The 25,800-nt window shown below is 68.6% G+C and carries 23 protein-coding genes and 1 rRNA gene; 13 read left to right on the top strand and 11 right to left on the bottom strand.

From position 1 onward, the window contains the following. Positions 1–94: ribosomal RNA gene (gene rrf / locus E3O18_RS09185) — 5S ribosomal RNA — on the top strand; the annotation flags it as partial. 305 nt (positions 95–399) lie between these two features. Here rrf and E3O18_RS09180 read toward each other — a convergent pair. Then, positions 400–1,266, bottom strand: coding sequence for an RDD family protein (locus tag E3O18_RS09180; protein WP_134417944.1), 867 nt, complete (start codon positions 1,264–1,266; stop codon positions 400–402). Positions 1,267–1,283: 17 nt separating this feature from the next. Here E3O18_RS09180 and E3O18_RS09175 point away from each other — a divergent pair, with 17 nt between their 5' ends. Continuing rightward, positions 1,284–2,279, top strand: coding sequence for a stage II sporulation protein M (locus tag E3O18_RS09175; RefSeq protein ID WP_134396014.1), 996 nt, complete (start codon positions 1,284–1,286; stop codon positions 2,277–2,279). A gap of 3 nt (positions 2,280–2,282) precedes the next feature. On the opposite strand, the gene E3O18_RS09170 is transcribed toward E3O18_RS09175, so the two are convergent. The 5 genes from E3O18_RS09170 to E3O18_RS09150 are packed head-to-tail and all read right to left on the bottom strand — an operon-like array spanning position 2,283 to position 7,658. Next, on the bottom strand, positions 2,283–3,590 hold the full coding sequence (locus E3O18_RS09170; RefSeq protein ID WP_134396013.1) for a DUF58 domain-containing protein: 1,308 nt from the start codon (positions 3,588–3,590) through the stop codon (positions 2,283–2,285). Further along, positions 3,591–4,559, bottom strand: coding sequence for a MoxR family ATPase (locus tag E3O18_RS09165; protein WP_134396012.1), 969 nt, complete (start codon positions 4,557–4,559; stop codon positions 3,591–3,593). Beyond that, positions 4,556–5,791, bottom strand: coding sequence for a DUF4350 domain-containing protein (locus tag E3O18_RS09160; protein WP_134396011.1), 1,236 nt, complete (start codon positions 5,789–5,791; stop codon positions 4,556–4,558). The genes E3O18_RS09165 and E3O18_RS09160 overlap by 4 nt, the downstream gene beginning before the upstream one ends. Beyond that, positions 5,788–6,468: a DUF4129 domain-containing protein gene (locus E3O18_RS09155; protein ID WP_134396010.1), complete on the bottom strand. Its 681-nt coding sequence runs from the start codon at positions 6,466–6,468 to the stop codon at positions 5,788–5,790. The genes E3O18_RS09160 and E3O18_RS09155 overlap by 4 nt, the downstream gene beginning before the upstream one ends. After that, positions 6,465–7,658 carry a hypothetical protein gene (locus E3O18_RS09150; RefSeq protein ID WP_134396009.1) on the bottom strand — a complete coding sequence of 398 codons (1,194 nt, stop codon included), beginning with the start codon at positions 7,656–7,658 and terminating at the stop codon, positions 6,465–6,467. The genes E3O18_RS09155 and E3O18_RS09150 overlap by 4 nt, the downstream gene beginning before the upstream one ends. Positions 7,659–7,789: 131 nt before the next feature. On the opposite strand from E3O18_RS09150, the gene mtrA reads away from it, so the two are divergent. From mtrA to secA, 6 genes are all read left to right on the top strand, one after another. Beyond that, positions 7,790–8,470 carry an MtrAB system response regulator MtrA gene (gene mtrA / locus E3O18_RS09145; RefSeq protein WP_134396008.1) on the top strand — a complete coding sequence of 227 codons (681 nt, stop codon included), beginning with the start codon at positions 7,790–7,792 and terminating at the stop codon, positions 8,468–8,470. A gap of 7 nt (positions 8,471–8,477) precedes the next feature. Then, positions 8,478–10,118, top strand: coding sequence for an MtrAB system histidine kinase MtrB (gene mtrB / locus E3O18_RS09140; RefSeq protein ID WP_241976532.1), 1,641 nt, complete (start codon positions 8,478–8,480; stop codon positions 10,116–10,118). After that, a complete protein-coding gene (locus tag E3O18_RS09135; RefSeq protein ID WP_166784572.1) occupies positions 10,111–11,793 on the top strand; it encodes an LpqB family beta-propeller domain-containing protein in 1,683 nt (560 codons plus the stop codon). Before mtrB ends, E3O18_RS09135 begins: the two co-directional genes overlap by 8 nt. Before the next feature lie 86 nt (positions 11,794–11,879). Next, entirely contained in the window at positions 11,880–12,560 is a 681-nt protein-coding gene (locus E3O18_RS09130; protein ID WP_134396006.1) for a phosphoribosyltransferase family protein, read from the top strand. A gap of 99 nt (positions 12,561–12,659) precedes the next feature. Continuing rightward, a complete protein-coding gene (raiA, locus tag E3O18_RS09125) occupies positions 12,660–13,364 on the top strand; it encodes a ribosome-associated translation inhibitor RaiA (RefSeq protein ID WP_134396005.1) in 705 nt (234 codons plus the stop codon). Positions 13,365–13,464: 100 nt separating this feature from the next. Beyond that, complete coding sequence (secA, locus tag E3O18_RS09120) at positions 13,465–16,275, top strand: preprotein translocase subunit SecA (RefSeq protein ID WP_134396004.1); 2,811 nt, start codon at positions 13,465–13,467, stop codon at positions 16,273–16,275. Between the two features lie 460 nt (positions 16,276–16,735). Here secA and E3O18_RS09115 read toward each other — a convergent pair whose 3' ends face one another. Continuing rightward, positions 16,736–17,176 carry an Rv3235 family protein gene (locus E3O18_RS09115; RefSeq protein ID WP_241976531.1) on the bottom strand — a complete coding sequence of 147 codons (441 nt, stop codon included), beginning with the start codon at positions 17,174–17,176 and terminating at the stop codon, positions 16,736–16,738. A 259-nt stretch (positions 17,177–17,435) separates the two neighbouring features. On the opposite strand from E3O18_RS09115, the gene E3O18_RS09110 reads away from it, so the two are divergent. After that, on the top strand, positions 17,436–18,080 hold the full coding sequence (locus tag E3O18_RS09110; RefSeq protein ID WP_134417943.1) for a hypothetical protein: 645 nt from the start codon (positions 17,436–17,438) through the stop codon (positions 18,078–18,080). 272 nt (positions 18,081–18,352) lie between these two features. Here E3O18_RS09110 and E3O18_RS09105 read toward each other — a convergent pair whose 3' ends face one another. Next, complete coding sequence (locus E3O18_RS09105) at positions 18,353–18,685, bottom strand: helix-turn-helix domain-containing protein (protein ID WP_134417942.1); 333 nt, start codon at positions 18,683–18,685, stop codon at positions 18,353–18,355. 211 nt (positions 18,686–18,896) lie between these two features. Here E3O18_RS09105 and E3O18_RS09100 point away from each other — a divergent pair, with 211 nt between their 5' ends. Next, positions 18,897–19,529: a hypothetical protein gene (locus E3O18_RS09100; protein ID WP_134396001.1), complete on the top strand. Its 633-nt coding sequence runs from the start codon at positions 18,897–18,899 to the stop codon at positions 19,527–19,529. A 2-nt stretch (positions 19,530–19,531) separates the two neighbouring features. Then, entirely contained in the window at positions 19,532–20,788 is a 1,257-nt protein-coding gene (locus E3O18_RS09095) for a regulator (RefSeq protein WP_174722043.1), read from the top strand. Positions 20,789–20,869: 81 nt separating this feature from the next. Here E3O18_RS09095 and E3O18_RS09090 read toward each other — a convergent pair whose 3' ends face one another. Next, a complete protein-coding gene (locus E3O18_RS09090) occupies positions 20,870–22,576 on the bottom strand; it encodes a DUF5671 domain-containing protein (RefSeq protein ID WP_241978159.1) in 1,707 nt (568 codons plus the stop codon). After that, positions 22,576–23,040, bottom strand: coding sequence for a hypothetical protein (locus tag E3O18_RS09085; RefSeq protein ID WP_134396000.1), 465 nt, complete (start codon positions 23,038–23,040; stop codon positions 22,576–22,578). Before E3O18_RS09085 ends, E3O18_RS09090 begins: the two co-directional genes overlap by 1 nt. A 76-nt stretch (positions 23,041–23,116) precedes the next feature. On the opposite strand from E3O18_RS09085, the gene E3O18_RS09080 reads away from it, so the two are divergent. Next, positions 23,117–24,610, top strand: coding sequence for a PAS domain-containing sensor histidine kinase (locus E3O18_RS09080; protein WP_134395999.1), 1,494 nt, complete (start codon positions 23,117–23,119; stop codon positions 24,608–24,610). Positions 24,611–24,763: 153 nt separating this feature from the next. Here E3O18_RS09080 and E3O18_RS09075 read toward each other — a convergent pair whose 3' ends face one another. After that, entirely contained in the window at positions 24,764–25,012 is a 249-nt protein-coding gene (locus tag E3O18_RS09075; protein WP_035837005.1) for a WhiB family transcriptional regulator, read from the bottom strand. Between the two features lie 183 nt (positions 25,013–25,195). Here E3O18_RS09075 and E3O18_RS09070 point away from each other — a divergent pair, with 183 nt between their 5' ends. Continuing rightward, entirely contained in the window at positions 25,196–25,651 is a 456-nt protein-coding gene (locus tag E3O18_RS09070) for a hypothetical protein (protein WP_241976529.1), read from the top strand. Positions 25,652–25,800: the final 149 nt, after the last annotated feature.

Below are 25,800 nucleotides of genomic sequence, written 5' to 3'. Positions count from 1 at the left end.
AACGCCCGGTCACATTCCGAACCCGGAAGCTAAGACTCTCTGCGCCGATGGTACTGCAGGGGGGACCCTGTGGGAGAGTAGGACACCGCCGGACTCAACGTAGCAACACACACAATGGCCACCCTCAGGGGTGGCCATTGCGCGTTAACCACCACCCCGCCCCACCCACCCGGCGGGGCACACCATCCGGTAGCGGTCGTGGCCAACTCAGGAAATCCAACCAGGCCGCACCGGGCATCCGCACCCGTGCCGCACCGATCCGCGGCAGCCGGTCACGGCGGGCAACGGATATCCTGAGTTAGCCACACACACACGGCCCGGCCAAGCCGCCCCGCCGGCGGCTGCGCCACATTCTTCGTCGGATACGTCGCGGGAACGGCAGGGGAGAGGTCCGGCGCCCTACCGCTGGGGGAAACCGTGCGGGAGGCTATGCAGAATGGGCTGCAGACGGTCGAGACGCTCCCGCTCAAGCTTCAGCGCCGTGGACTCCCGGCTGCGGCGCACCGCGGCGACCCCGGCCAGGAAGACCTCCGCCGAGACCTCCGCCGAGACCTCCGGCTTCGGCGACACGAACGGGGCGGCCTCGGTGGCCAGGCTGTCTGCGAGGCGCAGCCGCGTCGCCGGAGTCAGCTTGTCGGCCTGGCGGAGAAACTGCGCGATGCGGCGGGACAGGCGATCGGGGAGCCGCACAATGTCGACCGTTTGGGCCCAGGTCTCGAGCACGGGCGGCAGCGGAACGGTTCGATCAGTGAGGCGGGGAACCCGCTCGTGCTGGCTGTACGTGCCGGCCAGCAGGTCGCCCAGGCGTTTGGACTTGCTGTTCAGAAGCGCAGTGGTGGCGGCGATGCCACCGAACGTCAGGTAGATCTCGATGATGCCCAGCAGGGCGCGGATGAACGCGTGGCGCAGCTGGATCGCGCCGCCGTCGTCGCGAACGATGCGGGAGCCGATGGCGAGCTTGCCCAGGGACCGTCCGCCGCTGGCCGTTTCGACAGCCATCGGCACGATGAGCAGGCAGACCACCAGGCCTGCGATCCCGAGCGCCCGTCCGAGTGCGTCGTCGACTGCCACGCCCGTGAGACCGGCCACAAGAAAGGCGACCCCCAGGAAGAGGAGGATGTAGGCAACATAGTCGATGATCGTTCCGGCGGCGCGCAGGATAATGCTGGCGGCCCTTACATCGAGGGCAACGGCCTCGCCGGTGACCAATTCCTGCTCGCTCCACGAATACTGGCCGTGATTGGCCACCTTGCCGGGCTGCTCCATGTCTACTATTAGAGCAGATGGACCTTGACGCGTATTCAGCGGCGCACCGCGCCGAGTGGGACCGCCTGGCTGAGCTCGGTGCGCAGCGGCGGCTCTCTGGCGCGCAGGCAGACGAACTGATCGAGCGGTACCAGTCCGGTGCGACCCAGCTGTCGGCGATCAAATCGACCGCCGGTTCGACGCTGGAGGGTGACCGGCTCTCAGTGGCGCTGTCCCGGGCGAGGCTTCGGTTCACGGGGGCGAGCGCGAACGTTATTTCCCAGATCCCGAGCTTCTTCGTGCTGCAATTGCCGGCCGCGCTCTACCGCCTACGGTGGTTGACCCTTGCCGTGGCGGTGGTGACGATTGTGGTCGCGGGCCTTTACGGTTTCTGGATCTCCGGCAACCCTGAGGCCCTGGCGGCCGTCGGCTCCGACGCCGAGCTGCAGAAACTGGTCAACGAGGACTTCGTCAACTACTATTCGGAGAATCCCGCAGCATCCTTCACCGGCTTGGTCTGGACCAACAACGCGTGGATCGCCGCGCAGGCCATCGCCTTCGGGATCCTCGGCGTCTACGTTCCCTACATCGTGCTGCAGAACGCGCAGAATGTCGGCATCACGGCCGCAGTCATGTTCGCCTACGGCAAGGGCGACGTGTTCTTCCTGTACATTGCGCCGCACGGCATGCTCGAACTGACCGCTATTTTCGTGGCCGCGGCAGGTGGACTGCGCATCTTCTGGGCCTGGATCGCCCCGGGGGCGCGCACGCGCGCGCAGGCCTTGGCCGAGGATGCCCGCGCCCTCTCGACGGTGGCCATCGGTCTGGTCTTCGTGCTTTTCGTCTCCGGGGTGATCGAGGGTTTCGTCACCCCGGCTCCGTGGCCGTGGCCGGTGAAGATCGGGATCGGCGCGGCCGCCCTGCTCGCCTTCCTCGCCTACATGCTCGTGCTCGGCCGGCGTGCCGTGCGGGCGGGTGAGACCGGCGACCTGGCCGAATTCGAGGCCGGCAGCACCCGGATCTACGCGGCCTAGCGACTAGAGCCGGCCGGCGGCCTTGAGCGCGATATAGCGGTCGGCCAGTGCGGGTGGCAGGTCGGCGGGGGAGCCGGTGACGACTTCGGCGCCCTGGCGTCGGATGGCGGCCGAGACCCGGGCCACGTCGAGCAGTGCCCGTTCGGCGGCCGCCGCCCGGTAGATCTCCTCCCGGTTGCCGCGCGGGCGCGTGGCCTCCAGGGTGGTTGGGTCGGTGACGGATGCGACGATCACGGTGTTTCTGCGGGTCAACTGGGGGAGCACCGACAGCAGGGCGCTCGAGGCTCCAGCCGCGTCGATCGATGTGATCAATACGACCAGGGCCCGGCGGCTCGTCACCGCGCGCACCTCCCCGGGAACGGCCGACCAGTCGGTCTCGATCAACTCCGGTTCGATCAGGGCCATGGTGTCGACCATGCGCGAAAGGAGCTCCGCTCCCTGCGCACCCTGCACGCGGCCGCGCACCCGACGGTCGTAGGCGATGAAGTCCACATGGTCGCCGGCCCCGGCCGCCAGCGCGGCGAGCAGCAGCGACGCCTCGAAAGCCGTGTCGAGGCGCGGCTCGTCGTCGATGCGGGCGGCCGAGGTGCGGCCGCTGTCGATCAGGATGACCACCCGGCGGTCTCGTTCCGGGCGCCAGGTGCGCACCATGACGTCGTTGTGCCGGGCCGTGGCTCGCCAGTCGATCGAGCGTACGTCGTCGCCGCGCACGTATTCGCGAATGGAGTCGAACTCGGTGCCCTGGCCGCGCACGAGCAGGCTGGTGCGCCCGTCGAGCTCCTTGAGTCGGGTCATGCGCGACGGCAGGTGCTTGCGCGCGTTGAAGGGCGGGAGCACCCGAATCTGGCCCGGTGCCCGGAGGGTGGCCTGACGGGCCCACAGCCCGAGCGGCCCGAACGAGCGCACCGTGACCTGGTCCACCCGGCGTTCGCCGCGCCGGGTGGGCGTCATTCGCAGCGACACCAGGCGTCGTTCGCCAGGAGGGAGTACCAGCGGCGTGCGGTTGTTGCCCGTCCCGGCCGACGGCTGCCAGGCATCCCGCACCACCATGGTCAGTCGCCGCCCCCCGGTGTTGGTCAGGTACAGGTCGCTCGTCACGCTTTCGCCCAGGCGCACTCGGGAGGGCAGGCTGCGGGTGAGCACAATCTTCCGCGGCGATCCGGCCTGGGCCAGGTCCAGGATGCCGAGACCCACGAGGGCGAGCACCCACAGTCCCAGCACGGCCGTCGCCATCCCCGGGGTGCTCCCGAGTAGCACGATCGGCACGACGCCGAGCGCGAGGAGGGCAACGAACCGACCGGTGAGCGTCACTTAGATCGGCACCTGCACCTGGGCGAGCACGGCACGCAGGATCGCGTCCACGGACACGCCCTCGAGTTCCGCCTCCGGCCGCAGCTGCACGCGGTGCCGCCAGACCGGCAGCACCATCGCCTGCACATGGTCGGGGGTGATCGAGTCATAGCCGCTCAACCAGGCCCACGCCTTGGCCGCGGCGAGCAGCGCGGTCGTGCCGCGCGGGCTGACGCCGAGCTTGACCGACGGGCTGCTCCTCGTTGCGCGGGCCAGGTCGACGATGTAGGCGAGGACGTCCGGACTGGCGCCCACGGCTGCCACGGCGGCCTGGGCCGTCTCCAGCTCCTTCGCGCCGAGAACCGCGGTGACGCCCGCACCGGCCAGATCGCGGGGGTTGAAGCCCTCGGCGTGGCGCCGCAGCACCTCGAATTCCGCGTCGCGCTCCGGCACGTCAAGCACGAGCTTGAGCAGGAACCGGTCGAGCTGGGCCTCGGGCAGCGTGTAGGTGCCCTCATATTCGATCGGGTTCATTGTCGCCGCGACGATGAACGGGTCCGGCAGGGGGAGGGACAGCCCGTCGACGCTGACCTGGCGTTCCTCCATCGCCTCAAGGAGAGCCGACTGGGTCTTCGGCGGGGTGCGGTTGATCTCGTCGGCCAGCAGGATGTTGGTGAAGACAGGGCCCTTGCGGAACTCGAAGTCGCCCACCCGAGCGTCGTAGACGAGTGAGCCGGTCACGTCGCCCGGCATCAGGTCCGGCGTGAACTGCACCCGTTTCGTCTCCAGGCTGAGCGAGTGGCTCAGGGACCGCACCAGGAGAGTCTTGGCGACGCCCGGCACGCCCTCGAGCAGCACATGGCCGCGGGCGAGCAGCGCGATGATCAGCCCGGTTACCGCGCCGTCCTGTCCGACGACGGCCTTGCCGACCTCGGTGCGGACCTGGGCGAGGGAGCCTCGCAGGGTATCGACAGGGGTGTGAGTGCTCATGAGTCCATTCTTCCGGGTGGCAGGGGCGTGGTCGCGCGGGCCGTCGCCCGCTCAATTTCCTGGATGCGGTCGGAGAGGGCGACGAGATCGGAGTCGGATGCCGGGACGGCGTCCACCAGCACGGTCCGAACGTCGGCCGGCGGCCGGTCGACCACGGTGGCGACCATGGCGATCACATCGTCGAGGCTCGCCAGCCGGGACAACCCGACCTGGACGGCAAGGCGCTGCACGGCGCCGACCCGCAGCGCGTCGAGGGCGCGCAGGCGGGCGTTGCTGCGTGCGTAGAGCCGGGCCCGGCCTTCCATCGTCTCGCTGGCCCGCACGGTGACCGGCAGGTTATCGGCGACGAGAGGCCCGAAGCGCCGCCCACGCCAGACGGCCGCGGCCACGGTGACCAGCACCAGCAGGATCAGGGTCGGGGTGACCCAACCGGGCGTCAGTTCGCCGAGCGACAGCGTTCCGGTTCCCGGCACATCGGCGATCGTCGGCAGGTACCAGACGAGCGCGTCGCCCGCGCCCAGCAGGTTGAGTGCGAGAGCGGCATTGCCGGCCTGGCCGATCTGCTCGTTGCTGAACAGGGTGCCGTCGGCGAGCAGGGTGAGTGTCCGGTCGGCGGTGGCCTGTTCGACCAGGGCGAAGGCGTTCTCTCCCGAGGTGAAACATCCGCTCAGCTCGGTGGCGTCGGCCGGGATCGTGAGTGTGGAACCGCCGGGGGAGAGCTTGTCGGCCTTGACGGCGGCCGCGACCGTGCAGGCGGCACGGGACACCGTGGTCTGGGACACGCCGCCGAAGCCCACCGAGGGGGTCAGCGTCTGCAGCGCCAGGAAATCGGGGGAGGCCACCACCGTGCGCGGAGCCAGGGCGGACATCTCGCTCAGCTGGTCGTCGGTGAGGTAGCCGCTCTCGTCGAAGAAGAACACGGTGGGGTCGGCGGCGGCGCCGGCCAGGCTCCGCGCCTCCGCGAGGGTGTCGGCCGCGGTGACGTCGACACCCTGCCGGCGGAGTACCTCGACGAGCGCCCGCGCGCCGGCTGGGGCCGCGCTGTCGGCCTCGAGGGGCTTACCGCCCACGCCGCCGCCCGCCGCGAGGACAGTGCTGACGACGGCGACGATCAGTGCGCCGACGCCGGCGAGCAGCCAGTACCGCGCCCGGCGCCCGGCTTCGCGCAGGGTCGGTGTGGAGGAGACGGCGTTCTCGGCCGACGGTGAGGCCGTTTGTATGAGAAGACTCATGGCTGCTTCGTCGGGGCTGGGTCCTCGAGCTGTGGCGGCCGGGCGGTCCGCAGGTCGCTCTCGAGCGCCGCCAGGGCCAGGAAGCGCTGCTCGGTGCCGTCGATCCCTAGGTAGCGCACCCCGTCGAAGAGCTCGGCCGCCTCGCTCAGTCGCACCCGTTCGCCGGGGAGGGCCTCGGCGGCCCGCGCCGCGAAGGAGTGCGCGGTGGTGCCCGGCGTCACGATCAGGATGGTGCGCTCGGACAGTCCGCGCGCCAGCGCCCGGAACATCTCCGCACTCGCCAGGTTCCAGTCCCGGTGGGAGGCAGCGGCCAGCGCGGCACGACGCAGGTCGGCGGCGCCGCGACGGTCGTCGACGCCGAAGAGGACGGACGCGAGCCGACTGCGCCGGTTGAGCCGGGGCAGGCCGAAAATGAGGAGGGCGGCGACGACCAGGACCACCACGGCCACGGTCAGGAGCAGGGGCACCCACGCGGCGAAACCGTCGGCCGACGGCGCGGTGAGGGAGGCGAACCAGTCCAGAATCGATGTCGACAACCGGTCGAACCAGGTGGGCTTGGCGGCCTCGTACGGAGCCTTGGCCAGCTCTTCCCGCAGCCACTTCCGCGCTTCGGGCGCGCCGGGATCGACCGGTATCGCCGCCCGGATCACCGTGTGGATGTGCGACCCTGCGATCATGCCCAGGCAGCCTCCGAGGCGTGTGCCGGCTTCGAGCGGTAGGGGTCTACACCGGCGCCGGCGGCCGATTCGACGAATCGGGCCAGCTCGAGGTCGAGGCCTTCCTTGCGCATCCGCAGATCGATGTAGATCAGGGCGGTCGCGGCCGACTGCACCACGGCTGCTACGGCGCCGAGCACCAGGCCGATGAGGATGGTCAGAACGTACAGGATGACCGACGGGAGGTACGCATCGAAGGCGGCGTTCGGGTCGACCACGGAGATGGCGGCACCGAACAGGAGCGACAGCGGTGTCGTCACAATCTGGGAGACGACGTTCACGACCGTCGCGACCAGGAACTGCACGCCGAACGTGCGCCAGAAGTATCCGCGGGTCAGCGACCAGGACCGCCCCACCGCCGCCCGGATGCCGAGCCTTTCCAACACGATAACGCTCGGCACGAGCGAGGTCTTCGTGAACAGCCAGATGCCGAGGGCGAGCAGGGCGACCGTGCCGAGGATGCCGGTGACCACCGCCAGACCCACGCCCGCTCCGCCGAGGGAGACGAAGAACACCACCAGTCCGGCCACGAGGGCGATGGCCGCGATCAGGGCCGAACTCAGCATCAGGGTCCAGAGCACCAGCGGCCAGAGGCGCGGCAGCACGGCGCGCCACAGGGCGCCCAACCGCAGCTTCTCGCCGAGCGTGGCGCGGGCCACCTCGATCACGATGACGCCCTGCAACAGAGCGGATGCGACCACCGCCAGAGCCAGCGGCACGATGGCCGAGAGCACAATGCTGAGGGTCGCGCCGGCCTCGAGCGCGTCGCGGTCCTCCAGCGGAGAGTTCTCTACCCGTGCGAGCGCGAAGTAGGAGACCAGACCCACGATGACGACGGCGATCAGGGCGACGCCCGCCTGAACGAGCAGAGCGCTGCCGAAGGTCGCCTTCGGGTTGCGGCGCAGAACCTGGAACGGCGCCCACAGCAGGGTTCCGAAACTCAGCGGGCGCAGGGGGATCAGCCCCGGTCTGGGCGGGGGCGTCCAGGTCGGTGGGGGACCCCAGACCGGCGGCGTTTCCGCACCGGGAGCACCGGTCGGTTTTGCCGGGGGCACAAAACCGGAGGGCGCGAGGGACGGTTTTTGCTCGTCGCCGACCGGGATGCTGCGCCCGTCATCGGTCGGGGAGTGCCAGTTCTGCGGGTCGGTCACGAAACCTATGCTGGCATACCTCGGTGTGGAATGAGCGCGTTGAGCTTTCCTGCGGCGCCGTCGACTACTCTTAAGCCAGTGATTGCATGACTCACCGGGGTATTTTGGGTGACTGAGCGGAAAACGGTTTGATGAACTCACGCATTCTTGTCGTAGACGACGACACCGCGCTGGCCGAGATGATCGGCATAGTGCTGCACGCCGAGGGCTTCGAGCCGGTCTTCTGCGCCGACGGCTCCCTGGCCCTGGAAGTCTTTCGCGCCGTCAAGCCCGATCTGGTTCTGCTGGACCTGATGTTGCCCGGTCTCGACGGCATCGAGGTCTGCAGCCAGATCCGCGCCGAATCCGGCACGCCCATCATCATGCTCACCGCGCGAACCGACACGACGGATGTCGTGAAGGGCCTCGAGTCCGGCGCTGATGATTACATGGTCAAGCCGTTCAACCCGAAGGAACTGGTCGCCCGGATCCGCACGCGCCTGCGCCCGATTTCATCGGAGATCCCCGCCAACCTGCAGATCGGGGACCTGGTCGTCGATGCTGCCGGGCACGAGGTGCGGCGCGGTTCGCGGCAGATCAACCTCACCCCGCTCGAATTCGACCTGCTGCTGGCACTTGCGTCCAAGCCCCAGCAGGTCTTTACCCGGGAAATGCTCCTGGAGCAGGTCTGGGGCTACCACTACAAGGCGGACACCCGCCTCGTCAACGTGCACGTGCAGCGTTTGCGCGCCAAGGTCGAAGACGACCCGGACAACCCTCGCATCGTCATGACGGTACGCGGGGTCGGCTATCGGGCCGGCGCGGCCGGCTAGGTTCCTCGTGTTCGGTGGCACCGGGTACGACCGCAGCGTTTGGCGGGACTGGCGGGACTGGCCGGCCAGGATCGGCGCACTGTGGCGTTCCTCGCTGCAGTTCCGCACGGTGACCATCACGGTGGCGCTGTCCGGCATGGCCATCATGGTGGTCGGGGTCTACATCTCCGCGAGTGTGGGCAACGACCTGTTTCAATCACGACTGAACCAGGTGCTCGTCGACTCGAACCGGGCCACGACCGCCGCGCAGGGCATCTTCGACGCCTCCGACGCCGCGGATCGGGTGGAGGTGCAGACCCTGGTGGGCTCCGGCCGCACCCTGATTACCGCGGCATCCTCATCCCAGATGATCGCCATCTTCCGATCTCCCGGGCAGGACGCCTCCACCGTGGCGCCGCAGGACTCCTCGTCATTCGGTGATTCGACCGGCGTGATCACGCCCGCTCTCCGCCTCCAGGTGCAGGAGAAAGCCGAGGAGCAGTTTTGGCAGTCGGTGACGCTTGCGACGGATGACGGCGCGCAGGTTCCCGGCATCGTCGTCGGTTCCCAGCTCACCGTGCCGGTCGCCGGCCGGTACGAGCTGTACATCGGGTATAGCCTGGCCGACGCCGAGGCAACCCTGGCTTTCGTGCAGCGAACCCTCGGCATCGCCGGCCTGGTGCTGATCCTGCTGATCGGCGGGGTGACCTGGATCGTAGTGCGCTTCGTGGTCACCCCGATCCGCGTGGCCGCGGCCACCAGCGCGCGGCTGGCCTCCGGTGACCTCGGCGTGCGCATCCCGGAAAAAGGTGAAGACGTCATCGCGACGCTGGCCCGCTCCTTCAACGGCATGGCGGACAGCCTGCAGAGCCAGATCAAGGAACTCGCCGACCTTTCCGAGGTGCAGCAGCGCTTCGTGTCGGACGTCTCGCACGAGCTGCGCACCCCGCTGACGACGATCCGGCTGGCCGGCGACGTTCTCTATGACCACCGTGCCACGTTCCCGCCGGCGGTCGAACGCACGGCCGAGCTCCTGCACACGCAGGTCGAGCGATTCGAGCTGCTGCTGAGCGACCTGCTCGAGATCAGCAGATACGACGCCGGGTCGGTGCAGCTGGAGACCGAGCCCACGAACCTGGTGCACCTGGCCGAGGACGCCATCGAAGGGCTGCGCTCGCTCGGCGACTCCAAGGGCACGGTGCTGACCCTGGTGGCACCGGGCGGGCACCTCGACGCGGACGTCGACCCCCGCCGCATCCGCCGCATCATGCACAACCTGATCGGCAACGCCATCGAGCACGGAGAGGGCAAGCCGATCATCGTGTCTGTCGACAGCAACGAGAGCGCGGTGGCCCTGTCGGTGCGCGACTACGGCATGGGTATGAGCCAGGCCGAGATGGCCCACGTTTTCGACCGGTTCTGGCGGGCCGACCCGTCGCGCAAGCGAACCATCGGCGGCACCGGCCTCGGCCTGTCGATCTCCCTCGAAGACGCCGTCGTGCACGGCGGCTGGCTGCAGGTCTGGTCGCACCCGGGGGAGGGGTCGTGCTTCCGGCTGACCCTGCCGCGCAGCGCGAACGGAACGCTGTCGAGCTCGCCGAGCCCGCTGCCCCCGGCCGATGCGGGCGGTGGCACGGCCGCCGGAGAAAAGGGAGGGCACTATGCGTAGTCGAACCCGGATGTTCGCCGGCCTGATCGCGCTCGCGGTGGCCCTGACCGGATGCGCGGGAATCCCGCGAGACGGAGGCGTGCGCGCGGGGCAGACCGTGCAGCCCGGCGCCACCCCGGCACCCGTGTTCCTGCCCTCGCGACCGCAGAAGGACGCCACCCCCGAGGCTATCCTGCGCGGCTTCATCGACGCGGCGACGAGCCCCGACAATGACTACGCGATAGCGCGGGAGTTCCTGGCTCCGAACTACAGCAGCTCCTGGGAGCCCGACTCCGGGGTGACCATCGACGACGCCACCGGGCGCAGCATCGTCTCCGTCGGCGAGGGTCAGATGCAGTTCTCGGTGAATCCGGTCGCCGAGGTGGATGAGCGCGGCGAGTACCGCGAGGTCGAGTCGCCCACCGCGGTGGCGTTGCGCTACCAGTTCGTGCAGGTCGGCGGCCAGTGGCGCATCGGCGCGGCCCCGAACGGCACGGTCGTCGATCGGAACATCTTTCAAGATGTCTTCACCGCCCAGGCGCTCTACTTCTTCGACCCGGGCTTCAGCTACCTGGTGCCTGATCTGCGCTGGTACCCGCGCAGTGGGGCCACCCTGACGAAGATCGTCAACGGACTGCTCGACGGCCCGAGCCCCTGGTTCGCCGGAGCCGTCGTGACGGCGTTCCCCGACGGCACCAAGCTCACCGCCGATGCCGTGCAGGTCATCGCCAGGGACGCCAAGGTCGACCTCAACAGCGAAGCGCTGAACGCCGACCGGGTCACTCTGCAGCGAATGAAGGCCCAGCTGTCCAACAGCCTCCCGCCCGGGCTGTCCGCCACCATCACCGTCAACCGCAACCTGCAGGACATCGCCGAGTTGAGCGCGAACGCCCCGACCGTGAATTCCCGCGTCGACGCCCGGGCGCTGATCCTGCGCGAGGGCGAATTTGGATTCCTGGCGGCAAGCGGTTCCTCGATCAGCCCGATCGCCGGATTGTCCGACTCGATCGTCGCCCTGGACCCGACCTCCGTCACCCTCTCGCCCGGTCAGACCGCGGCCGCCGTGCTGACGGGAACGGGAGTGTACGGCGTCAGGGTCGGTGACGACCCGGTGCAGCTCGATCCCCGCCAGGGGCTGATCGCGCCGGCCATCGACAATTACGGCTTCGTCTGGTCGGTGCCCGCCGCGCGCCCCGGTGAACTGTTCGTGTACGGCCCGAACGGCGACGCGACCGCTGTCCCTACACCGTGGCCGGAAGCCTCGGCGATCCAGTCGTTGCGCGTGTCGCGGGACGGCACTCGGCTGATCGCCCTGCTCCAGTCGGGCAAGGACAGCCGATTCGTCGTCAGCGCCATCACCCGGGACAAGCGCACCCCGGTCGTGCTGGGCGACGCGGTGCTTCTGGCCGCGCCGGGAGGAACGGCCGTGGACGCGGCCTGGATCGACGAACTCACCGTGGCCTGCCTGACCCGCCTGCCCAGCGGTGAGGAACGGATCGTGGCCCTGCAGTTGGGTGGACTCACCACGCGCCTCGAGTCCGCGCCGGACAGCGTCACCATGGTCGGCAGCAACAACCTGCGCGACCTGCGTGCGCTCTCGTCCACGGGCGGACTCCTGGTGCAGCGCGGTGCCGGCTGGCAGGAACGACTCGGCGGTGTCGCCCTCTTGGCCACCCAGCAGGGCATCGGCGGGTAGCCCCTCCACCGCTCGTGCGGAAGCCGGTTCTGCACCGGTTCGGGCCCCGCGCCCGGGCCGGCCGGGCCTGGCCCCACGATGGCGGGATGCGCCCTCCAGCCGGCCTCTCCCGGGCTGCCCTCGACGCGTGGGCAGTTCTGATGCCCACCGAGTGCAGCGGCTGCGGCATGCCCGACCGGGCCCTGTGCGGGGTCTGCCGGGCAGCCCTGGCACCGCGGGCGCACAGCTCCGAACGATCGGGTGTCCTGGTGTGGTCCGCGTTGGACTACTCCGGCGTGGCCAGGCGGGTCCTGGGAGCGTTCAAGGACGGTGGCCGAACGGATGCCGCCGGCGCGCTGGCCGGTCCGCTCCGGGCCGCCGTGGCTGCGGCGCTGGCCCCCGTACCGGAGGGTGCCGGGGTGCACCTCGTGACCGTTCCCTCGTCACAGCAGGCGTGGCGCATCCGTGGCTATCACCCGGTGGAGCTGCTGCTCGGTCACTCGGGGCTCCGGCCGACTCGGTTGCTCCGAACCGTGGGCGAGACGCAGGACCAGGTCGGACTGGGCAGCGCAGAGCGAGGGCGGAATCGCACGGGTTCGCTGGTCGCGAACCGGTCGTTGTCCGGCCTCCGTGTCCTGGTCGTCGACGACATCCTGACCACTGGGGCAACCGTGCTCGAGGTGCGACGTGCCCTGCTCGCTGCGGGCGGCGAGGTCGTCGGCGTGGCCACTCTGGCGGAAACACGCCGTCGTTTCCCCGTTGCCGAAAGTTCATCGGAAACAGATTGACAAAAGGCTGTGACTTATCCGGCGCGCAAGGCTACGGTGGTCGTGAAGGCGCGTAATAATCGCCCAGATATGGGCGGTTCGCCAGATCTGGAGGTCGTCATGGAAACTAACATCGTTGGACGAAACCTAGGGATCACTGATCGTTTCCGGGAGTATGCCACCGAGAAGGCCGAGAAGGTCGCCGGTCTTGCCGAGAAAGCGCTGGCTCTCGAGATCAAGCTGAGTCGCCACCGGGAGAAGAACGGTGCCACGGGCAACGACCGGGTCGAACTGACCCTGATCGGCAAGGGGCCGATCGTGCGAGCCGAAGCCGACGGCTCCGACAAGTATGCGGCGTTCGACGTCGCCCTGGGGCGGTTGCTCGAACGGGTGCGCCGCGCCAAGGACCGCCAGAAGCTGCACCGTGGCGGGGCCCACCGTCCCATCTCGTTGCACGACGCGGCATCCGTCGATTTCAGCGTGGTCGACATCAAGCCGGCCGACGCCGAGGTGCTCGAGCGGGTGCGCACCGGAGCAATCCCCGTCGTGAACGCGGAGACTCCGGCGGCCGAAGAACCGGACGACGTCTACAACCCCGTCGTCATCCGCCGCAAGGTTTTCGCGGCCGCACCGATGACCGTCGACGACGCCCTCTACTTCATGGAACTCGTCGGCCACGACTTCTACCTGTTCCAGGATGCCGTGACCAAGCGTCCGAGCGTCGTCTACCGTCGCAAGGGCTGGGACTACGGCGTGATCGAACTGGACGAGAACGCCGATGAGGCCGGGGAGGTCGTGCCGCCCGCCCGGGAGCGCAGCAACTGACCGTCTAGCCTTGTTATAGTTGCCGCATGCCGGACGCTGTGAGCGTGCGGCAATGACGACAGGCGTGTGCACACGCCGTGACGACTAGTGGAGTGCATTCGTGGCCTCAATTCTGGAAAAAGTACTTCGTGTTGGTGAAGGGCGTCTGCTGCGCCGTCTCGAGCAGTATGCGAAGGCCACCAACGCGTTGGAAGATGACTTCAGCCACCTCACCGATGAGGAGCTGAAGAACGAGACCGTGGTGCTGCGTGAGCGCTATTCGGGTGGTGAGTCGCTGGACGACTTGCTGCCCGAGGCGTTCGCCGCCGTGCGTGAAGCCTCGACCCGCACCCTGGGACTGCGCCACTTCGATGTGCAGCTGATGGGCGGGGCGGCCCTGCACCTCGGCAACATTTCCGAGATGAAGACCGGTGAGGGCAAGACCCTCGTGGCCACGACGGCGGCCTACCTGAACGCCATCACCAGCCGCGGCGTGCATATCATCACGGTCAACGACTATCTCGCCAGCTACCAGAGCGAGCTGATGGGTCGCGTGTTCCGTGCCCTCGGCATGACCACCGGCTGCATCCTGTCCGGCCAGACGCCGGCCCAGCGCCACGAGCAGTACCTGGCCGACATCACCTACGGCACGAACAACGAGTTCGGGTTCGACTACCTGCGCGACAACATGGCCTGGCAGGCCGCCGACATGGTGCAGCGCGGGCACTACTTCGCCATCGTCGATGAGGTCGACTCGATCCTGATCGACGAGGCGCGCACGCCGCTGATCATCTCCGGTCCTGCCTCTGGCGAGGCCAACCGCTGGTTCACCGAGTTCGCGAGCCTGTCGACCAGGCTCATCCCCGACGTCGACTTCGAGGTCGACGAGAAGAAGCGCACCGTGGGCGTGCTGGAACCCGGCATCGAAAAGGTCGAGGATTACCTCGGCATCGACAACCTCTACGAGTCTGCGAACACCCCGCTGATCTCATTCCTGAACAATGCGATCAAGGCCAACGCCCTGTTCAAGAAAGACAAGGACTACGTCGTGATGAACGGCGAGGTGCTGATCGTCGATGAGCACACCGGGCGCATCCTGATGGGCCGTCGCTACAACGAGGGTATCCACCAGGCGATCGAGGCCAAGGAGGGCGTCGCGGTCAAGGCGGAGAACCAGACCCTGGCGACGGTCACCCTGCAGAACTACTTCCGGCTCTACTCGAAGCTGTCCGGCATGACCGGTACCGCGGAGACCGAGGCGGCCGAGTTCATGAGCACGTACAAGCTCGGCGTGGTGTCCATCCCCACGAACAAGCCGATGAAGCGCATCGACCAGTCCGACCTGATCTACAAGAACGAAGAGGCTAAGTTCGGCCAGGTCGTCGAGGACATCGTCGCCCGGCACGAGAAGGGGCAGCCGGTCCTGGTCGGCACGACGAGCGTCGAGAAGAGCGAATACCTGTCGCGCCTGCTCGCCAAGAAGGGCGTGCGGCACGAGGTGCTCAACGCCAAGAACCACGCCCGGGAGGCCGCGATCGTCGCGCAGGCCGGACGTCTGGGCTCGGTGACCGTCGCCACCAACATGGCCGGTCGAGGCACAGACGTCATGCTCGGCGGCAACGCCGAGTTCCTCGCCGTCGCCCAGATGAACGCGAAAGGCCTGAGCCCGGTCGAAACCCCCGAAGACTACGAGACCGCCTGGGACGACGTGTTCGACGCCGTCAAGGCCGAGGTCGCCGTGGAAGCTGCGAAGGTCGTCGACGCCGGCGGCCTCTACGTGCTGGGCACCGAACGGCACGAGTCGCGCCGCATCGACAACCAGCTGCGCGGTCGCAGCGGACGCCAGGGTGACCCGGGCGAGAGTCGCTTCTACCTGTCGCTGACCGACGACCTGATGCGCCTCTTCAACGCCGGCGCCGCCGAGAGCCTGATGGGCCGCCAGGGGATTCCCGACGACATGGCGATCGAATCCAAGGTCGTCAGCCGAGCCATCCGGAGCGCGCAGGCGCAGGTCGAGGGCCGCAACGCCGAGATCCGCAAGAACGTGCTCAAGTATGACGACGTTCTGAACCGTCAGCGCGAGGCGATCTACGGCGACCGTCGGCACATCCTGGAGGGCGACGACCTCCACGAGCGCACGCAGCGCTTCCTGGAAGACGTCGTCGACGAGGTGCTCGAGGTGCACACAGGCGAAGGCAACGGCGACGACTGGGACTTCGATGCCCTGTGGACCGAGCTCAAGACGTTGTACCCGGTGGGGCTGACCATTGACGAGGTCGTCGCCGAGGCCGGCAACCGCGGCAAGATCAACCGAGACTTCATGCGCCGTGAGATTCTCTCGGATGCCAAGGTCGCTTACCTGCACCGAGAAGAGTCGTTGGGTTCACCGGCGATGCGTGAACTCGAGCGCCGCGTCGTCTTGTCGGTCATCGACCGCCGCTGGCGCGAGCACCTGTACGAGATGGACTATCTGAAGGACGGCATCGGCCTGCGCGCCATGGCCCAGCGCGACCCCCTGGTGGAGTACCAGCGCGAGGGCTTCGTCATGTTCCAGCAGATGATGGGCCAGATCCGCGAGGAGACCGTCGGTTTCCTGTTCAACCTCGAGGTCGAGGTCAGCCAGGCCCCCGGCGCCGTCGCCGGTCCCGTCGTCGCCGCCAAGGGGCTCGCCCCTGCCGCGTCCGCGGAGGAGAAGCTCAGCTACACCGCCCCGAGCGATTCGGGCGGAGTCGAGGTACGCAACCAGCGTGGACAGATCCAGCAGGCCGCTACCGACCGTGCCCGCCGGGCGAGCGCCGCTGCTCCCGACGATGAGGCGGAGACGGACATGGCGGCCGGACCGCCCCAGCGCGGCACGTTCGGCCAGCGCGGCGACGACTCGAAGCCCGCTCCGGTCAATCGCTCCGAACGGCGCGCTCAGGGCAAGAAGTAGCCCGGTCAGGTCCGTAAGCCCTCATCGAACGGTGGAGGGCCCCCCGGAGGCCAGAGCCGCCCGCACCGCGTGGACGCCGTTCATCACGGCGGGGCTCCGCGTGCGAGAAACGAATTCGTCGGAGATTCTCCGATAAGACTGCCTTTTCGGGGTTTCTCGGGTCGATTCCGGCAAAATCTCGGCTCCCCTGCTCTATCCGTCGAATTCGTTCGGGCTGCGCGGCGGAGAGCGACGGGGGTCCGAACTGCTGGAGCGCTGCGGCGCATCCGGCGGGCCTTGTGGCAAGCGTGGGAGAATCGACTCGCCGGGCCGGACCTCCGCGCTGGTCCCGCGCTGGTCCGCAGCGGTCACACACGTTCGAGTCGCGTCGCGGTTCACTGCGCGCCTACCTCGGCAGCGGGAGCACTCCCTCGGAGCGCGCCCCCGGGGCGAGGGCTCATTTCTCCCGCAGAGCCGGCTGTCACAACACGTTGATGGCGCTGGCCCGCCAGCGTTGGTCCATTCCTTCCAGGCGCAGGGCCACGGCGCGAACGCGAACCTTACTGTGCACCATCACGACGGCCTCGATCACGCCGTCTCGCGGCTCGGAAATCGTGACCCGCCCGATCGTGAACGCGGGCCGCTGGGCCCTCTGCCCCTTGACGGCGCGCGCCCGTGCCGAAAGCACCACCCGTTTCAGCAGGTGCCGGTAAACGTCGTCGCTGACCCACCGGGCGAGCTGGTCAAGCTCTCGGGCGCCGGCAAGCACCTCGATCACGCAGCGGGTGAGGTTGACCAGCAGTGGCTCCGGGTCTGGCAGCTGGTCCCTGCTGCTCGGTTGGTGGCCGAAGAAGTCGTCCTGGACGAACTTGTTGTCCCTTGACCGGGGATGGCGTGCCGGGGTGTTGGCTGGATCGCTCATGACTCCTCCGAGGTGCGTGAGTCCGCTGCCGGCGGCACACCTGCCGTGGCAATCGGGTGGTTCAAGGGGTTCGGGTGGATCCGGCGTGCGATGGAGCAGACAATCGGTGGAGCAGGTGTTGGCGAGGGTCAGGCACCCCCACGCGGGGGGTACGGGCCGTGCTCGACACTCAATCAGCCGGGAACGGTGGTGTCGAGTGCTTTTAAGTCCTGTGGATAACCCGGGCAGGATGTCGGTCGCGCGGGCTAACTTCGGGACTGTGCGCTGGGACAACCTGTTCGACGACCTCGAGGGGCAGCTCGAACACGAGTTGCACGCCGAGGAGATCGACCTGCGCGCCGAAGAAGAACGGCTGCGCCTGGGTCGGCTGTCCCTGCGTAACCGATTGACCAGCCTCGCGCGCACTCCCGAAGTCGCCGCAGATCCCCGGAGAGGATCAGAGCCCTGGACCGGGTCGGTCCCCGGTGCAGGTGTGCTGCGGATCGTGCTCGCGACGGGGGAGACGATCGCCGTGCGGCCGACCACATTCGGGCGGGACTGGCTGGCGGGTGACCTGCTGGACTCCGTCTCCGCCGGTTCCCAGTGCGTGCTCCCGCTGGCCGCCGTGGCCGGGGTCGTCCTGCGCCGGGGGGAGATCCCCGGATCGCTCGGCACCGAGCCCGAATCCGCAGCCCGGATCGTGGACCGCATCGGCCTGGCGTTCGTGTTGCGAGACCTCTGCCGACGGCGCTCCAACGTGGAGGTGCACACCCGTGCCGGTGTGCTCCCCGGCACTATCGACCGGGTGGGCCGGGACCACATCGACCTGGCCCTGCACGCGCCGGGCACCCTGCGCCGCGAAGCGGAGGTGCACCAGTACCGCATCGTGCCGGTGGCCGAGATCCAGCTCGTTCGGCTGCCCTAACCCTCTGCCCTGAACCTCTGCGCCAACCGTCCGCGCTGAGCCGCCGAGTCTTTCGCGTTCGCGGCCCGCAGCAACTCGTCCGAACGAATTCGACGGAGATTTGAGTCTAAACACTCCGTTTGGGCTCGAGGACGGTTGTTTGACCAAGAATCTCCGTGGAATCGGATCAACGCCGGGGACAGCGGTCCGCCTGGATGAACAGTCCCGGACGGTCAGCCCTGACCCTCCGGGAGCGACACAACCACACGACGATATTTATCAATCTCGCCGGGTCAGTCGTCGGGACGGATGATCGTGCCGCCGGACAGCTCGGGGATGTTCCCGAAGTCGGACTGCTGCCACAGCGACATGCGCCGCGCCTCCTCGTACTTGGCCTCGATGAAAGACTCGAGCACGACCCGTTCGACCCGCCACACGCCCGCCCTGCCGAACCCGATCGTGCCCGCGCCGCCCGCCGGGGTGCTCTGGGTGCCGAGCCGGATGGCCGGCAGCTCACCGGTGCGCACCAGCTCCAGTACCTCGGCCACCGTCAGCAAAAGGATCTCAGCGGTGTCGGCCAGGGTGAGGAACCGACCCACACTGGGGGCAGCCTCGGAATCGTTCATGGATCGATTATCCGTCGGCGGGCGGGCCCTAATCGGGGCGGAGTGAGGCTGTGGATAACTTTCCCGCGTGGGGGCGAAGACGACCACGATGGAGGTCGAGGCGGATTCCCGGGTCAAACGGAGTTTCGAGTCGAAACTATTGAGTCGGCTCCATCGATCCAGCTCCATCGAGTCAGCACCAATTGAGTCAGTATTGGGGAGGCAGGCGCCCGTGAACACGACCGCCAGGAACGCACGACCGAGATTCTGGTTCGACCCGCGATTCGCGATCGGGCTGGTGCTCGTGGTCGCCGCCGTCGGAGGCGTCTATCTGATCGTCTCCGCCGCCGACCGGACCACGGCGGTGTTCACCGCGCGCTCGGCGCTCGCCGTGGGGGACCGAGTGGAGGCATCCGACCTCGTGGCCACGCAGGTGCGGCTTGGTGTAACGGGAGACCTGTACGTGACCCCCGACGGGCTGCCGGATGACGGGCTGGTCGTCACCCGCACGATCGCCGCCGGGGAACTCGTGCCGGCGTCCGCGGTCGGGAGCACCGCCGGCACCGAGGTCACGAGCGTGGTCGTTGAGCTGACCAGCGCCCTGGCCTCGAACATCGGTCCCGGCTCCGTGGTCGACGTCTGGTCCGCCCGCAAAACGGACCCGAACACGTTCGGGCCGCCGACGGTGCTCGTCGACCAGGCCGCGGTCGTGCGTCTGGTCGAGCCCACGGGGCTCGTGGCGGGCGGCGGCATCCGAACACTTGAGATCCTGGTGCCGAAGGGAGCCGTCGCGGCGGTGCTGGAGTCCATCGCGAACCGTGATGCCATCGCGGTCGTGCCCGTCAACGCACCGCTGGAGAAGTAAACGTGGCCACCATCGCACTGGCACTCGACCGGAACACCGAAGACCGTCTGCTGATCGACATCATCGAGCAGGGCCATGTGATTGTGGCTCGTTCGACGACTGCTGGCGAAGTGATCCTCGCCCTGCGGCAGCGCGCGCCCGAGGTGGTGATCGTCGGAGCCGGCCGCAGCACGCTCACGGCCGAGCTGATCACCGCCTGCGACGCCCATGGCGCCCGGGTGATCGCGCTCGCCGCCAACGACCAGGACCGACGCAATGCGGCCGTGCTCGGCCTCTTCGACGTGGTCGACGCCGCCGCCGACTGGGCCGAGACTGAAGCGCTGATCGGCGCCGGGGTCGCCATTCCGCTGCGTGTCGGTGATCCGGCGGGCTTGCCCGGCACAAAACGGCAGGGCACGGTCATCGCCGTCTGGGGGCCGGCCGGCGCCCCGGGGCGCACCACCCTGGCGATCAACATCGCGGCGGAAATCGCCGCTGCCGGGCATACCGTCGCCCTGGCGGACATCGACACCTACAGCGGTTCGGTGGCGCCGTGCCTGGGGATGCTCGACGAGGCGCCGGGCTTCGCCGCCGCGTGCCGCCTGGCCGGCTCGGACAGCTTCACCCGGTCCGAGTTCGAGCGCATCGCGCAGCGCTACAACTCACCGCAGGGAGCCTTCTGGGTGCTCACCGGCATCGGGCGGCCATCCCGCTGGCCCGAGCTCTCCACCGAGCGGGTGACGCGCACCATCAACGCGCTCCGCATCTGGGTCGACTACGTCGTGCTCGACACCGGTTTCAGTCTTGAGAGCGACGAGGAGATCTCCAGTGACCTGTTCGCCCCGCGCCGCAACGCGGCCACCCTGACGGGCCTCGGACTGGCTGACCACGTCGTCGCCTGCGGCCTCGCCGACCCGGTCGGGATGGCCCGGTTCCTGCGCGCCTGGGTGGACCTGGCCGAGGTGGTCACGACCGAACAGGTCAGCGTGGTCATGAACCGGGTGCGCCGGGGTGCGGTCGGGCTGGATGCGAACGGGCAGGTCGTGTCGGCGCTCCGCCGGTTCGGCGGTATCGAGTCGCCGATCCTGGTGCCGCAGGACCAGGTGTCCACGGATGCGGCCATCGTCGCCGGGCGCACGCTGCGGGATGCCGCGCCGAAGTCCCCGGCGCGCACCAGCATCCGTCGCTTCGTGCGCACTGAGCTGCTGCCGGTGCCCGCGCCCGCCACGGGGCGACGGCGCCGGGAATCGAGATGGCGCCGGCCGGCGGTGGCCACCTGAGCCCACCGTCGGCGTCGAACCCCGCGTCGAACCCCGCGTCGACTTGTGCGCCGACCCCGGTGCGGGAGGCCGCACCGCCGCTCATTCCTGAAGCGGGATCACCTCAACCCGGTCGCCGGGGCCGGTGACGACCAACACCCGCTTTCCGGTTACGCCGGTGAGGGCCTGGGCGAGATGCTCCGCCGTTGCCGAGCTACCGGCGCCGTCGGCGCGCTTCAGCACCGAGACGGCCGCGCCTCCGGTCGCTGCGCAGATTGCGAGGCTGAGGGGTTCCGGGTCGACGTCCGTGACCAGGAGCACGCGGCCGATGGTGCGCGCCGGCTGCGGGGCCTCTGCACTCACCGCGCGGTCGCGTCGCCAGACAGAGAAGTGGTACCCGGCTGCGAGGCCGGTGGCTACCAGCAGCCCCAGCGGGGCTCGCACCCGGTCGATCAGGCTGTCTCCGGTGAAGTCACCGAGGGCGAACTCGAAGAGCCGGTAGCCGATCACCAGAAGCGTCACGATGGCGACGACCGCGCTCACGCCGAACACCAGGATCAGGTACACCCGTCGTACCGCGGAGCGGACCTCCGCGGGGGAGAGCGGCGTCGTCGGCTGCCAGGCCAGCCACCATACCGGGCCGCCGACGATGAGGGCGCTGATGCCGCCCAGCAGGAGGGTTCGGGTTCCTGAACCGGCGAGCGGGGTGGTCGTGGCGGCGAGGATCGCGTTCACGACCACGCCCAGCCCGGAGGCCGCGGCAACGAGACCCACGCCGGAGGTCATAAGCTTCGTCGCAACCCTCGTCGTGTCCGACCGGGCCAGGGTCAGGCCCCGGTGGTAGCTCCAGACGAGCGCGCCGATGAAGGCGACCGAGATGCCGAAACCCAGTAGGTCGAGGATGTCGGTGACCGGTTCGGTGCGGTCGAAGGCCAGTCTGAGCAGCAGGAACAGTACGGTTCCGGCCCCGCTCAGCGTCAGGATGGCCGCCCCGGCCACGCCGACGGCCACGACCGCCAGATCGGCGAGGCCGCCGCGCAGGTCGCGGGCCTGGCTGCGGATCCAGTGCCACCACCAGATGACCAGCCCGCCGGCGAACCAGATGAGCGCCTGGAGGGTCAACTCCCACCAGGGTTCGCCCGGGGTAAGGCTCGGTGCGGCGTTGACGACGGCGTCGACGGCGGCGTCGAGCAGAGGGCGGAGGGCCGTGACGGCGCCGCCCACCGAGATCACGAGACCGAAGACGGAACCGAGGATCGGGGCCACGGTGACCAGCTGGGTGGGGCTCTTCTCCTGGTGCCGGGACATCCACAGGTGCCAGACCCACACGCCGGCCCAGACCACTCCGGTGGCGAAGAGACGCGGTTGCCAATCCCCGCGTACGAGCACGGCCGCCGTGGTCAGCAGGGCGGTGCTGAACGTGACAAGGGAGACCGTATACAGGCCGGCCAGGTAGAGCCCCCAGGCGAAGGATGATCGTTCCGCGCCGTCCATTCGGCGCCACAGCACCCACCAGAGTACGGCCGCGAACGGGCCGGCGATGAGGGTGAACGCGAGTGAGCGGGCGAGCCCGGTGACGTCGCTGGAGGCAAGTGCGTTGCCGGCGTCGAGGAGGCGCCCGAGCAGCCCGCTCACTCCGATAGCGGCAATCACGACCAGGGCGAAGAGCAGAATGTATACGATCACCCGGCGTACCGTTGGCTGGGCCGCACTCTCCCCGGACGGCGTCGATTTGCGCACCGCGATGACGATGCCGGCGATACCGCCGCCGATCACGAGGACGGCAACCAGCAGCACCACGCTGACCATCAGGAACCGGCCTTCGGGTTCGGGCAGATGCTGAGTTCGTAGGGGGCGTCATCGATCAACCACGTGCCGTCGACGGCCACCAGGTCGAAGACGCCCTGGGTCTCGTACTCGTCCGCTCCGAAGGGGCCGCTGCCGTAGGAGGTGACGATGGACACCTTCACGTCAGCGGACTCGGCCCGCTCGGTGGTCGACACGAGGGTGACCCGCATGTTGTCGGTGGGGCCCCGGTCGAAGTCCTCGCAGCCATCGAACGCGTCCTCGGTGAGGTACGCGCCTGCGGCCTGCTCGTCGCCGTCGATGACGGCCGCGGAATAGTCCTGGACGAGGCCTTCCGGGGTGTCGGCGTCAAGCTGTTCGGGTTCGCCGCCGGAGAAGACGATGATGAGGGCGATGACCACCAGCGCTCCGATCACGGACAGTAGGACAACCAGGGTCCGATCGGGCTTTCCACTTGCTGTGCTCATCTGTTCAGCATGGCCCAAACTAAGCGACGGCACCACGACGACGGTGGCACGTGTCCGGGGGACCTAGGCTATTGCTGTGTCGACGCTCAGTAATCTTGTACTTGCCCAGGGCCGCAGCAGTGCGGAGGATGTGGACTGGCTCCATATGCTCGTCGCGGATGGCCAGCTCCTGGCCGACCTCGCCTTCGCGGACATCGTCGTGTGGGTGCCCAGCAGTACCGGGAGCTTCGTGGCCGTGGCCCACGCCAGGCCGTCGAGCGCCGCCACCCTCTTCTATCGTGACTTCGTCGGGCAGAGCATCAAGGTCGAGTGGCGCCAGCAGGTCACCGAGGCTTTCGAAACGGCGAAGATCGTCGACACCACGGCTCCCGACTGGTACGAGGAGACCCCTACCCGGGTGCGCGCGATCCCGGTGCGGCGGCGGCTCAGTTCCACGGGTTCCCAGATCTCGGACAAGCCGGTGGCGGTGCTCACCCGGCACACCAACCTGAGTGAGGCGCGCACGCCGAGCCGACAGGAGCTGACCTTCAACGACTGTGCCAATGACCTCTTCGCCATGATCGCGTCCGGCGATTTTCCCGATCTGGGCGCCCCCACCGGCCCGAGGCGCGGCGCCCCGCGCGCCTCGGACGGACTCATCCGTCTCGACGTCGACGGCGTGACCACGTTCGCGAGCCCGAATGCCCTCTCCGCCTTCAACCGGATGGGGTTCGCCGACGAGCTGGAAGGCGAGTCCCTCGCCGAGGTGACCACGAGCCTGCTCACTGGAACGGCGGTTGTCGACGAGACCCTGCCGCTCGTGGTCACCGGCCGGGCGCCATGGCGCACCGACGTGGAGGCCCGCGGCGTGACGGTCTCGCTGCGCGCCATCCCGATCCGCAACCGGGGCGAACGGATCGGAGCCATCGTCCTCTGCCGGGACGTCACCGAGCTGCGGCACCAGGAGCGTGAGCTGATCACGAAGGATGCCACCATCCGGGAGATTCACCATCGGGTCAAGAACAACCTGCAGACGGTGGCCTCGCTCCTGCGGATCCAGGCGCGCCGCACGCATTCCGACACGGCCAGGGAAGCGCTCAACCAGGCGATGCGCCGCGTGGCCGCCATCGCCGTCGTGCACGACACACTGTCCGAGGGCCTCAGCCAGAAGGTCGACTTCGACGTGGTGTTCGACCGGGTGTTGCTGCTGATCATGGAGGTGGCGTCCGCGCACAACACGACGGCGCATCCGAAGTCGTCCGGCAGTTTCGGCATCCTGCCCAGCGCCTACGCGACACCGCTCGCCCTCGCGCTGACAGAGCTCGTGACGAACGCCGTCGAACACGGGCTGGCCGGACGCGAGGGGGAGGTGTCGATCGAGGCCGAGCGTAACGAGGAGACCCTTACCGTGCGGGTGCGGGACAACGGCACGGGCCTGCCGGAGGGCAAGGTAGGGTCGGGACTCGGAACCCAGATCGTGCGCACCCTGATCCAGGGAGAGCTCAGCGGCAGTATTGACTGGCACACCATGATGGGCAGCGGCACCGAAGTGACCATCGAGATCCCGCTGCGGTACATGCGCGAAGCGTAGCGCCGGGGGCGGGGTGGCGCCTCGGAATGTCGCCTCAGCGTGGCGCTCGGGTGCCGAGCACGTCGCGCGCAACAAAGAAAGGCCCGGCTGTTCAGCCGGGCCTTTCTCAGTGATCTTGTGGAGCGGGGGAGCAGTGGTGCGGGGGGCGCCGTGTTAGGACGCGCGCCGGGCCCGGGCCGCGCGTCGCTTGAGCGCGCGACGCTCGTCTTCGCTCAGTCCACCCCAGACGCCGGAGTCTTGACCGGTTTCGAGGGCGTACTGCAGGCACACCTCGGTGACGTTGCAGCGGGCGCAGACCGACTTGGCCTTCTCGATCTGGTCCACAGCGGGGCCAGTGTTCCCGACCGGAAAGAAAAGTTCCGGGTCGGCGGTGAGGCAGGCAGCTTTGTCGCGCCAGTCCATAGGGGTGCTCCTTTATTGCGGGGATGCCTGGCCGATTGGCCGAAGATGAGAGGCTGCCGATTGCAGGGAGGGTACTGGATCTAATCGTTCAGATCGACTCACGTCCCTGTGAGCGTCAACCGGGCCTCAAAAATGATCGCATAATGGTGGAGTCAAATCAATAGTTTTGAATGGGATATCTCTGTGAATGCACGGTCAGACCACAGCGGCGACGACGAGAACCAGGCCGGCCGGGTGCGTCGGCCGCGGGCCCTGCTTCTCCTCGCCGCGATCCTCTGCGCGGAGGCCGCCCTCCTCTGGGTCGCGGTCGCGTGGCTCATTCTCGAGTTGCTGATCGCGGCGCCGACCTCCCTGGCCACGGCCCTCGCCATGCTGGTGCTGGTGCTGATCGCCGCGTTCTGGGTGACCGCCATCGCGGTCAACTCCCTGCGGCGCCGGTCCTGGATCCGGGGCGCGGCCGTCACCTGGCAGCTGGTGCAGATCGCCGTCGCCATCGGCTCCTTTCAAGGGCTCTATGCCCGGCCCGACCTCGGCTGGGCGCTTCTTCTGCCGTCGGTCGTGGTCCTCGTGCTGCTGTTCCAGCGGCGCGTAATCGCAGAAACGACGTCGGCGCGCTCCGAGGACGGCTTGCCGCAGTAGCGGCGCAGCAGGGCCGCTCCGGCGGCGGCAGCGGCGGGGTGGTCCTCGACGCGCGGTCGAGTGCTCCAGGGGCCGGTATGGGCCACCTGCGGCCGGTGAGGGCAGCGCCGGGACTGTGCCGGGACTGTGCCGGGACTGTGCCGGCCGCG

Origin of the sequence: Cryobacterium sp. TMT2-42-4 (assembly GCF_004402645.1) — a bacterium.
Taxonomy (GTDB): domain Bacteria; phylum Actinomycetota; class Actinomycetes; order Actinomycetales; family Microbacteriaceae; genus Cryobacterium; species Cryobacterium sandaracinum.
This window is presented reverse-complemented; position numbering and strand designations above follow the sequence as displayed.

What these genes read in the sequence shown, in the direction of transcription:
- E3O18_RS09180 (WP_134417944.1), bottom strand. Translation starts at nt 1,266, where the DNA reads ATGGAGCAGCCCGGCAAGGTGGCCAATCACGGCCAGTATTCGTGGAGC.
- E3O18_RS09075 (WP_035837005.1), bottom strand. Translation starts at nt 25,012, where the DNA reads ATGGACTGGCGCGACAAAGCTGCCTGCCTCACCGCCGACCCGGAACTT.
- E3O18_RS09160 (WP_134396011.1), bottom strand. Translation starts at nt 5,791, where the DNA reads ATGAGTCTTCTCATACAAACGGCCTCACCGTCGGCCGAGAACGCCGTC.
- E3O18_RS09115 (WP_241976531.1), bottom strand. Translation starts at nt 17,176, where the DNA reads ATGAGCGATCCAGCCAACACCCCGGCACGCCATCCCCGGTCAAGGGAC.
- E3O18_RS09090 (WP_241978159.1), bottom strand. Translation starts at nt 22,576, where the DNA reads ATGGTCAGCGTGGTGCTGCTGGTTGCCGTCCTCGTGATCGGCGGCGGT.
- E3O18_RS09130 (WP_134396006.1), top strand. Translation starts at nt 11,880, where the DNA reads ATGCGCCCTCCAGCCGGCCTCTCCCGGGCTGCCCTCGACGCGTGGGCA.
- E3O18_RS09155 (WP_134396010.1), bottom strand. Translation starts at nt 6,468, where the DNA reads ATGATCGCAGGGTCGCACATCCACACGGTGATCCGGGCGGCGATACCG.
- E3O18_RS09085 (WP_134396000.1), bottom strand. Translation starts at nt 23,040, where the DNA reads ATGAGCACAGCAAGTGGAAAGCCCGATCGGACCCTGGTTGTCCTACTG.
- E3O18_RS09135 (WP_166784572.1), top strand. Translation starts at nt 10,111, where the DNA reads ATGCGTAGTCGAACCCGGATGTTCGCCGGCCTGATCGCGCTCGCGGTG.
- E3O18_RS09165 (WP_134396012.1), bottom strand. Translation starts at nt 4,559, where the DNA reads ATGAGCACTCACACCCCTGTCGATACCCTGCGAGGCTCCCTCGCCCAG.
- mtrA (WP_134396008.1), top strand. Translation starts at nt 7,790, where the DNA reads ATGAACTCACGCATTCTTGTCGTAGACGACGACACCGCGCTGGCCGAG.
- E3O18_RS09105 (WP_134417942.1), bottom strand. Translation starts at nt 18,685, where the DNA reads ATGAACGATTCCGAGGCTGCCCCCAGTGTGGGTCGGTTCCTCACCCTG.
- E3O18_RS09175 (WP_134396014.1), top strand. Translation starts at nt 1,284, where the DNA reads ATGGACCTTGACGCGTATTCAGCGGCGCACCGCGCCGAGTGGGACCGC.
- raiA (WP_134396005.1), top strand. Translation starts at nt 12,660, where the DNA reads ATGGAAACTAACATCGTTGGACGAAACCTAGGGATCACTGATCGTTTC.